The sequence below is a fragment of the Pseudoalteromonas sp. Of7M-16 genome, assembly GCF_022347805.1.
GTDB lineage: Bacteria > Pseudomonadota > Gammaproteobacteria > Enterobacterales > Alteromonadaceae > Pseudoalteromonas > Pseudoalteromonas luteoviolacea_F.
Window position 1 is genome coordinate 144,042 of sequence record NZ_JAKRFY010000013.1, and the last position, 8,364, is coordinate 152,405.

The 8,364-nt window shown below is 44.2% G+C and carries 15 protein-coding genes; all 15 read left to right on the forward strand.

All coding sequences use genetic code 11. From position 1 onward, the window contains the following. The first annotated feature begins 19 nt into the window (after positions 1-19). Positions 20-376: a hypothetical protein gene (locus MHN81_RS14845; RefSeq protein WP_239426097.1), complete on the forward strand. Its 357-nt coding sequence runs from the start codon at positions 20-22 to the stop codon at positions 374-376. Continuing rightward, on the forward strand, positions 373-759 hold the full coding sequence (locus tag MHN81_RS14850) for a phage protein GemA/Gp16 family protein (RefSeq protein ID WP_239426098.1): 387 nt from the start codon (positions 373-375) through the stop codon (positions 757-759). The genes MHN81_RS14845 and MHN81_RS14850 overlap by 4 nt, the downstream gene beginning before the upstream one ends. Next, positions 752-943: a hypothetical protein gene (locus tag MHN81_RS14855; protein WP_239426099.1), complete on the forward strand. Its 192-nt coding sequence runs from the start codon at positions 752-754 to the stop codon at positions 941-943. The genes MHN81_RS14850 and MHN81_RS14855 overlap by 8 nt, the downstream gene beginning before the upstream one ends. Beyond that, a complete protein-coding gene (locus MHN81_RS14860; protein WP_239426100.1) occupies positions 933-1,382 on the forward strand; it encodes a Mor transcription activator family protein in 450 nt (149 codons plus the stop codon). Before MHN81_RS14855 ends, MHN81_RS14860 begins: the two co-directional genes overlap by 11 nt. An 8-nt stretch (positions 1,383-1,390) precedes the next feature. Then, positions 1,391-1,579, forward strand: a complete 189-nt coding sequence (locus MHN81_RS14865) for a hypothetical protein (RefSeq protein WP_239426101.1) — start codon at positions 1,391-1,393, stop codon at positions 1,577-1,579. Position 1,580: 1 nt separating this feature from the next. Continuing rightward, positions 1,581-1,946, forward strand: a complete 366-nt coding sequence (locus MHN81_RS14870; RefSeq protein WP_239426102.1) for a hypothetical protein — start codon at positions 1,581-1,583, stop codon at positions 1,944-1,946. A gap of 8 nt (positions 1,947-1,954) precedes the next feature. After that, positions 1,955-2,275: a hypothetical protein gene (locus tag MHN81_RS14875; protein ID WP_239426103.1), complete on the forward strand. Its 321-nt coding sequence runs from the start codon at positions 1,955-1,957 to the stop codon at positions 2,273-2,275. Next, complete coding sequence (locus MHN81_RS14880; protein ID WP_239426104.1) at positions 2,262-2,549, forward strand: hypothetical protein; 288 nt, start codon at positions 2,262-2,264, stop codon at positions 2,547-2,549. Before MHN81_RS14875 ends, MHN81_RS14880 begins: the two co-directional genes overlap by 14 nt. 164 nt (positions 2,550-2,713) lie before the next feature. Continuing rightward, positions 2,714-3,130, forward strand: coding sequence for a glycoside hydrolase family protein (locus MHN81_RS14885; RefSeq protein WP_239426105.1), 417 nt, complete (start codon positions 2,714-2,716; stop codon positions 3,128-3,130). Beyond that, a complete protein-coding gene (locus tag MHN81_RS14890; RefSeq protein ID WP_239426106.1) occupies positions 3,120-3,371 on the forward strand; it encodes a hypothetical protein in 252 nt (83 codons plus the stop codon). Before MHN81_RS14885 ends, MHN81_RS14890 begins: the two co-directional genes overlap by 11 nt. Next, entirely contained in the window at positions 3,371-3,871 is a 501-nt protein-coding gene (locus MHN81_RS14895) for a DUF1804 family protein (RefSeq protein ID WP_239426107.1), read from the forward strand. The genes MHN81_RS14890 and MHN81_RS14895 overlap by 1 nt, the downstream gene beginning before the upstream one ends. Next, entirely contained in the window at positions 3,871-5,613 is a 1,743-nt protein-coding gene (locus MHN81_RS14900) for a hypothetical protein (protein WP_239426108.1), read from the forward strand. Before MHN81_RS14895 ends, MHN81_RS14900 begins: the two co-directional genes overlap by 1 nt. Beyond that, complete coding sequence (locus MHN81_RS14905; protein WP_239426109.1) at positions 5,606-7,078, forward strand: DUF935 family protein; 1,473 nt, start codon at positions 5,606-5,608, stop codon at positions 7,076-7,078. The genes MHN81_RS14900 and MHN81_RS14905 overlap by 8 nt, the downstream gene beginning before the upstream one ends. 4 nt (positions 7,079-7,082) lie before the next feature. Continuing rightward, positions 7,083-7,697, forward strand: coding sequence for a DUF3164 family protein (locus MHN81_RS14910; RefSeq protein WP_239426110.1), 615 nt, complete (start codon positions 7,083-7,085; stop codon positions 7,695-7,697). A 1-nt stretch (position 7,698) separates the two neighbouring features. Next, the coding region (locus MHN81_RS14915) for a phage minor head protein (protein ID WP_239426111.1) at positions 7,699-8,364 on the forward strand (666 nt) is incomplete at its 3' end.

The window sequence follows — 8,364 nt, forward strand, 5'->3', positions numbered from 1 at the left end:
ATCAATTAAGGAAAACACCATGTTAAGAGTAAAGATATATCACAATACCTTTGGCGGTCATTTTGTCCTAAATGACACGCTAACCGACCAACACATGCTGAATGTTTTAGCCATGCAAGACCCAAGCGGGTCCATATTAGATGGCGCAAACGGCAATGTACCAGCGGCGTTTTGTATTTTCCTAGGGCAGAGGTTATACGAGTGCAAGCAAATAGCCAAGGTTAATTTAGAGGTAAGTTTTACCAAGGAATTTACCAACCGTTTTGGGCACATAGCAACTTTATGTGTTGATGACACTAAGCCTTGGGATTTTGAACTTGAAGAGTTTGCCGTCTTCCCAGAGCAAAAAGTAGAACGCGTGGAGAATGCAGCATGAACCCGATGATTAAAGCGATAAAAGCAGCACAGCGCGCTGCCAACATTGACCAAGTGGTGCATGTTAAAAACGTGAAATACATCAGCAATGGCATGACCAACAGCTGCACAGGCCTGACACCAAACCAGCAACGAGCACTACTTAAGCGCTACCAGCAAATGGCCCCCAAGCAAGAAATGCCAAAGCAATTAAAGCTGATTTATAGCCTTTGGGGTCAGCTGGCCCGTGCGGGAAAAGTCGATAAAGATTCGAAACAAGCCTGTGATGCGTTTTGTGAGAAGTATTGTAATGGACTGCGTTTGTACAAAGCTGAGGGCCACTGGTCAGCCATTATCGAAATACTGAAACAATGGCTAAATCGTGGAGGGCCAAATCATGCCTAGAGGTGAATCAATCGTAATTAATCCTGATAGGCCACTTTATGAAGAGGCCAAGTACGATAACTTGCCACTGGAAATCAGGCGTATTGGCAAGCTTAGGACCAAATGGGATGAAACTCGGGAAATGAAAGCGGCATCAAATGAACATAGTTTGGAAGCATTACTAGAGGAACTTGATGATGGCTGAGCATGAAATTGATTTGAGCTTATTGCCGCATGGTGTGCGCAAGTTTGTTGAAGTGCTTGGAGTTGATAAGGCCGTTGCTTTGTTAAAGCAGCATCAACTTAGGATGATGTATATCCCACAAAACCCGAGACCTGAACATGAATTTTGCCAGATCTTTGGTACTGAGCTAGCTATACACCTAAGTGAGAATCACGGTGCTAAAAGCTATCAGATCCCCAAGGTAGATAAAGTGCTCCTGCAGTTTAGAAACCAAGAGATCATTAAAGCACATGAGCAAGGAGTAGCGGTTCAGGAGCTTGCTGAACAATATGGATTAACCAGGCAATGTATTTGGTTAATTCTCAGTGGCACAACATTCAGTACGGGCGACCCAATTGCATTAGAGGCGCAGCTTGACCTACTAGGTGATAAACACAGGCAAATAGATTTACCCCTGTAGGAGTAACAATGCACGAACACAATTTTGTGTTACTCACCGCGCAGCAGCTATCTGGCAAATGCATACCTTCCAAAGTGCAATTTCAGATAGCGCTGCAGATAACTGAAAATTACATAGCAGGTAGAAAGGAGCTCAAGCTACCGCTAAATAACCTCGAAGCTGATTTGGCTGAGGCGAAGAACGAAATAGGAAATTGATATGTTTATTCAAATGAAAGATGAAGACGGAAAACTTGAAATCAACGATACATTGGTGCATGGCAAGGAGATTGAGATCCGAGGCAATGAACTCATTGTTGATGGCAAACAGCTAAAGATAGATACCGACCAAAAAATCTCTATCTATGTATATGCCAACGTGGAAAATTTAGGGGTTTTGAACGGCTCTGTAGAAGTTCACAATGCCACCACGGTTATATGCCGCTCCGGCGATGTGATATGTGGTGATGTAGACGGACCCGTAACAAACACCTTTGGCAACATAGAATGTGGTGAGGTCAGAGGCAGCGTGTCGACCATTGTGGGTGATGTTAGTCACGGAAAAGTTGTTCAAGGCTTAATCTGAGGTGATGTATGAATATTTGTAAGAAAACGCTTTTCAATTCAGCCATCGAAAAATGGGGAGTTAAAACCCAAGCGAGTATGGCTATGGGGGAATGTGGTGAGCTAACCGCTGAGTTAAACAAATTGTTCATTCAAGAACGAATGGGACACCGAGACAATGTGATTGAAGAAATTGCCGATGTAGCGATTATGTGTGAACAAATTATACATATGCTTGGAGCCGAAGAGGAGCTCGAAAAAGTGAAGCTCAAAAAACTAGAAAGACTCAGTGGTATTATTAATGGCAACATTTATCACCCACATAACGAGGTACATCATGGCGAAAGTTAGTAGGCTAAACCTTGGTGAATGGACAACTGAGCTGCCAAACAAAGATGGTATGTATTGGCACTGGTGGGGAGATGATAGCGCTCCTTTTGCATTCCATGTTGGAAAGGCAAGCAATGGACGCTGTTTTATCCAAATGGGGCTAGCTGGCTTTACACAGCCTAAGTATTGTGACGAATACGGCGGTTTGTGGGCTCCTTGTGTACCACCAAAGACCTTTAACATTGAAGGTATGATTTGCGAACTAACAGAATTTACAAACCAACAGCATGTTTAAACCCTCTTTAAACATCGTTTAAACGGTCATTATTGCAGTAGACCGTTTTTTGCTTTAGCCTAATGTATCGGCTTCACTTCAAAGCACCGTAAAACACTTTACACCTAATTTCCCACCTCTAATTTGCCAGACTAGCCATGTGATCAACCACATGTGGAAATGGCATGGAAAAACTAAAACAACAACTCATTGGCCATGAAGGATACGAGCATAAAGTCTATGTTTGTCCTGGTGGCTACCAATCAATAGGCGTTGGCAGAAACCTTGAGCAAAGAGGGCTGACTGACGACGAAATCAATTATCTACTAAACAACGATATTGCTTATTTTACTGCTCAGGTTGAAAAGCATATCGACACCTCAAAATGTAATCCTGCTCGCAAAGCCGTACTTATCAACATGGCCTTTAACCTTGGTATTCATGGCTTGTTAGCTTTTAAAAAGACCATAGCAGCCGTTGAGCGCGGTGATTGGGATAAAGCTGTCATTGAAATGTTTGATAGCCGCTGGGCTGTGCAAGTTGGTGAGCGTGCAGACCAACTGGCAGAGCAAATGAAAACAGGGGAATGGTATGACGCCTGAACAAGAGAATCAGCTGTTTCAGTCTATTGGTCATATCCAAGCGACCCAAGCAGCGATTTTAAAGGAAGTGACTGATATCAAAACCGACCTGACAAAGCGCGTTGATAGCATTGAGGTGCGTGTCGAAAAAGTTGAAGAAAAGGTCACACATAACCGAATTAAAATCACCACTTTGGGTGGTGGCGCGGGTTTAATTGTGGCTATGGCAGCTGAAGTGTTAAAACTGGGTGGGGGCTCTTAATGGCGCACCCTGAAGATAAAAAGAATGCGGTTAGACACAGTTATGTGAATGAGCTTTTGGCCCTGTCTGTAGCTGCAATTAAACATACTGTCGCAGACAGCACAGCGAGGCGCTGGAAAAGCGAAGCCAAAGCAACAGGTGATGATTGGGATTTAGCCCGAGCAGCCGCACGCAAAGCAACTGGCCCCGCAGGTGAATTTACCCAAGACTTTATTGAAGAGTTCACCATTCAAACCAATGCGACCTTTGAGCTCATTAAACAAGATGAAGGGTTATCTATTGATGGCCGTATCAAAGCGTTAAATCAACTTAGCGATACATACACAAAAATCATGAAGCTCAGCGGCGGTAATAAATCCATTGAAAAGCGTGCTGTTGCAGCGGATGTCATGAAAAAACTTGCGAGCTTTGTATCCAAATATCACCCCGATTATGCGCCGCAATTGGTTGAGATTCTAACCGCCTTTGGCCCTCAACTAAGTAGTATGTTGGACGACTAATGGCCGATATCAGTAACAAAGAGTTCTTAGAAGAATTAGAGCAAATCACGTCAGCGCTGAGAATTGATATCGAAGCCAAACAACGCGATATTGACCCAAGCCCTGAAGCAATTTTAGAGCGAAGACAACGCGTATTAGGCGGCGACTTCGAGTTCTTTGTATATACGTACTTCCCGCATCATATGTGGTTGGATGAAGGCCAAAAGCCAAGTGAATTCCAACAATACTTCATGGATTGGTTTCCAAAGGCCATAGACCTCGATAACTATTGGAAACATTGGTTTGTTGCCCCCCGTGGTGAAGGTAAATCCACTTTAGCTGTAAAAATAGCTCCGGTATATATAGCGGTGTTAGCTCTACTACAGGATGAAGCCATATGTGAGGAACTGGGCCTGACCAAGCCCAATATTTACATCGACTTTGTTATTCTGTTTGGCGCTGAGGCAAAGATGCCCGCCAAAACATTAGAAGTGGTTAAAACCGAATTGTTGAGTAATGGCAATCTTATGTTGGACTTTCCTGAAGTCTGCGCCAAGTCGCCGCTATGGAAGATTGGCGAATTTGCAACGCCTCAAGGTGTACGTTTTGAAAGTCGTGGGTCGGAACAATCAGTTCGAGGCGCATTCCACGGCGCAAGCCGTCCGAAGTTACTTTTATCTGATGACATCATCACCGATAAAGAAGCCAAATCCGCTACGGAAAGAGATAACCGCTGGGCATTTTTAGAAGCTGCCGTGCAATACCTTGGCCCACCCGGCAAAGGGGTTAAGTTCCTTGGTGTGAACACCGTGCTTAACAATGATGACCCAATATCAAGGGCAGAGCATGCCGCTGGCCATATCGTACACCGCTTTAAAGCCATATCGCAGCTACCTGAAAACATGGAGCTTTGGGAGCAATGCCGTGAGCTCATGCTTTATAAAGACAAAGAGTTTGAGAAGCAAGCCGCAGGTAAAGGGCGAGCAGTAGCCCTTGAGGAAAAGCCCAGCTTTAAGTTTTGGATTAAAAACAAAAAGCGCATGTCTAAAGGCGCAAAAACCAGTTGGCCAAGTGTGCGTTCTCTCTATGATTTAATGGCAATGCGAGCTTCGAACAAGCGTGAATTTAACCGCGAGATGCAAGGCATTGCCAAGTCAGATGAAGAGACGATCTTTTATCGATTTGAGACTTGGGTCAATCGTTTAAACCTGTGGACGCCATACGGTGCATGTGACCCAAGCATGGGCAAAACAGCCAGTGCCGACCCAAGTGCTTTGCTTGTTGGTTTTTGGGCCAAAGAGTTAGGGCAATTACACCTAGAATATGAAAGCCGAAAAGTACGTGGCCCCAGCCGCCTTTTGAAAGATTTAATAAAGCTACAGCTAGAATACAACTGTTTAGTGTGGGGCTTTGAAAACAATAATGCCTTTGATTTTATGCGCCAAACCTACATCAAAGATGCATTAGACCAAGGTGTTGCATTACCGCTTAGAGGTATTACGGCAACCGTGCCACAAGAAGAACGCATCGAGGGGTTAGAGCCCTTTGTGATCAACGAACCAGCCCAAATTCTATTTCATACCCGTCGAAGTCGATTACTTATGGATGAGCTAGAAAACTGGCCTGAAAAACAAAGCCTCCACCATTACGATTTAAGCTGTGCTCTCACCATTTTATGGATGATATCCAGCACAGGCGCGGGTGGTATTCCAAAGGTGAGAAGCCTAAAAGTAACCAAACCAATAGGGGGCTACCATGTCTAAACCCCACCTTTCATACAAAGGCTATCGCGCATTACAAAAAGCCTTCAGCATGAGTAAAACAGACCCCGCTTTATGGGCGATGATGCGCGAATTGCCAAACCCCGACCCGATATTACGCAAAGCTGGAAAAAGCTCGCTTATCTATGACGAAATAGCCCGTGATGCCCATGTAATTGGTGAATTACGTAGCTTGCGCTCTGGCATGTTCGCATTTAATGCGGAATTGGTGCCCGGCGGCAATGACGAAGCAAGCATGAAAAGCTTTGAGATAGCCAAAGCGCTTATGGCCTCAAGCCCTGCCAAAAATACACAGTGGATGGACATTGATTGGCATAATTACAGCGCGATATTACACGGGTTTGCCGTCACGCATTTAGGCAAATTTGAGAAAAGCGATAACGCTTGGATACCTAGCACCATAGAGCAATGGCCAGCAGGGCGCTTTGCTTTTAATTCAGATCACGAACTCCTTGTAAAAACCCGCCAAAACCCCGAAGGCGAGCCCATAAATGAAGACCGTTGGACGTGTGTTCGCCACATGCCAGAGGCTAAAAATCCATACGGCATTGCACTACTCAGTAGCTGCTTTTGGCCTTGGATGTTCAAGCATGGTGGCTTTAAGTTTTTTGTACAGTTATGCGAGCGTTTTGGTGTGCCATTTCCTGTCGGGAAGTACCGCCCAGGAATGCAAGACAAAGACATTGAAGAGTTAGTTGAAGGCTTAGCAAGGCTACTAACTGACGGGATTGCCGTGATACCTGACGACTCAAGTTTAGACATTCTAGAAAGTAAAATGTCTGGTGAGCCAGTCCAGTTGCAGCTTATCAATTTATGTAACTCAGAAATGAGTAAAGCGCTGACTTCCCAAACGCTCGCCACAGAGCAAAAAGCCGGTGCACGTGCAGCGAGTGAGACTCACGCTAAACGTGCGGGTGAGAACCAACGAGCCGATAGGGCGCTTGTATCTGGTTATCGAAACCAGCTATTAGAAACCATCCATAGAGTGAATTTCGACGGTGGCGAACCACCTAAATATGTTTGGCGAGATAAGAAAGAGATCAACCTCGAAACAGTAAACGTTATTCGTGAATCAGCCCGTATGGTGCCTGTTTCAAAGGATTATGTGTACAAAATGCTGGGCATACCAGAGCCCCAAAAAGGCGAAGAACTGTTAGAAATCAAAGACGATGGTCAAGGCATCGCGACCCCATCAAAACAGGAGTTTTCGAGTGTTCAACAAGGCACTGACATCGCTGTTTTTGACGAGTTTGATCAGGCCACTGATACCGAAATTAAGAAGATTTATGAGTTTTCCAAACACGCAAACAACCTAGACGAACTAAAACAAAACATCCTCGATGAGTTCCCTAATATCTCTAATTCAGCACTAGCTGAAGTCGCTGTGAAGGCATTCGAATTAGAGGTTTTAGAGGGAATGGACGAGGCAATTCAACAGGAGATTTAACCCTATGAATGCGATACCTGAAGGCTTTTTGAAAGATGGTAAAGGCAACTTAGTAGCACTTACGAACGTGAAGCAAACAGACCTGATAAAGGACGAATATGTAAAAAAAGCGATAGAACTTGCAGAGAAACAGCAACAACAACTCGCTGAATTTAAGCAGCAACAAATGGATGAAGCTGACGACTTTTTAGACCTGTTGGCACAAGAACATGGCGTGAATTTGGGTGGCAAAAAAGGCAATTTAACACTACGTTCTTTCGACCATTCGTTGTCTGTGAAAATACAAATTCAAGAGCGTATCGAGCTTGGCCCAGAGCTAAAAATTGCCAAAGAATTGATTGATGAATGTATCAGTGATTGGACTGAAGGCGGCAATCAAAACATCAAAGCCATCGTCAATAAAGTGTTTTCAACTGACAAGCAAGGCACTATAAACCCACAGCGTATTTTGAGTCTTCGTAAGCTTGAAATTGATGATGAAACAGGCAAATGGCAAAAGGCTATGGACATCATTGCTGAGTCTGTAAACACAATTGATAGCTGTCGATTTATCCGGTTTTACAAGCGAGATGAGCAGGGCGCGGATCAAGCAATTTCCCTTGATATAGCTAAGCTCTAATATGTCCGATATCCCTACCAAGTATGGCCAACTCGTAAAATTCGACGAGGCCATTTCAAATCTAAAGTCAAAAGTTCAAATACCCACGGAGTCGTACAAAGATTTACTTGGTCACATACATGCAAGAGCTTTTACCGTTGCCGGTGCTACCAAAACTGAATTGTTAGACGACCTAAATACAGCCGTACTTGCTGCAATTGAAAATGGCGAGACGATCACAGATTTTAGAGCGCGCTTTGATAAAACCGTTGCTAAACATGGTTGGTCATACAATGGAAAACGCGGTTGGCGAACTCAAGTAATTTATCAAAACAACAAAAATACCGCGCGCGCAGCTGGCCGATGGCAGCAGCAAGAACGGATCAAACATCGTAGGCCTTATCTTTTGTATTTAACTGCAGGTGACTCGCGAGTAAGACCGCAGCATAACGCGTGGAACTACATACTTTTACCAATTGAACATAATTTTTGGCACACACATTATCCGCCGAACGGTTGGAACTGTAGATGTAAAGTCGTAAGTATGAGTGAGGCTGACATCAAACGCATGGGAATAACTGTTACACCTGATTCGGCTTTAACCTCATACCAAAAACCATTTACCGAAGTTGATCCAAAAACAGGTGAAGAGCTTGAACGATTGCCGGGTATAGATTTAGGTTGGGAT